General features: G+C 67.0%; 1 protein-coding gene. It reads left to right on the forward strand.

All coding sequences use genetic code 11. The annotated features are described in order from the left end of the window. A partial coding sequence (locus tag EJC47_RS21165) for an Ig-like domain-containing protein (protein ID WP_221885209.1) occupies positions 1-766 on the forward strand: 766 nt, incomplete at both ends.

Below are 766 nucleotides of genomic sequence, written 5' to 3' on the forward strand. Positions count from 1 at the left end.
TCGGTCAGCGGCGTGCATAGCAGCCTCACCGTCAGCACCGCCCCTGCGCACGGTACCACCAGCATTGCTGGCGACGTGATCACCTACACCCCCACCACCGGCTATTATGGCAGCGACAGCTTTGCCTATACCGCTACTGGGCCTGGCGGCACGTCGAGTGCGGCGACCGTCACGCTCACCGTCGCCACCCCGGTCGCGCCCACTGTTGCCGCCAAGAGCGCCAGCGTCGCTTATGACACCGCCACCCCGATCGATCTGACCGCCTCGGTCAGCGGTGTGCACTCCAGCCTCAGCGTCAGCTCAGCGCCTGCGCACGGCACCACCAGCATTGCTGGCGACGTCATCACCTACACCCCGACCAGCGGCTATTATGGCAGCGACAGCTTCGGCTATACCGCCACCGGTCCCGGCGGCACCTCGGCGGCTGCCACCGTCACGCTCACCGTCGCGACGCCTGCTGCGCCGAGCGTTGCCGCCAAGAGCGCCAGCGTTGGCTATAATACCGCGACGCCGATCGACCTCGCCACCTCGGTCAGCGGTGTGCATAGCAGCCTCACCGTCAGCACCGCCCCTGCGCACGGTACCACCAGCATTGCTGGCGACGTGATCACCTACACCCCCACCAGCGGCTATTATGGCAGCGATAGCTTCGGCTATACCGCCACTGGGCCTGGCGGAACCTCCGCCGCTGCCACCGTCACACTGACCGTCGCCACGCCTGCCGCCCCAACCGTTGCCGCCAAGAGCGCCAGCGTTGGCTATAACA

Source organism: Sphingomonas sp. TF3, from assembly GCF_003985085.1.
In the GTDB taxonomy this organism is placed as follows: Bacteria; Pseudomonadota; Alphaproteobacteria; order Sphingomonadales; family Sphingomonadaceae; genus Sphingomonas.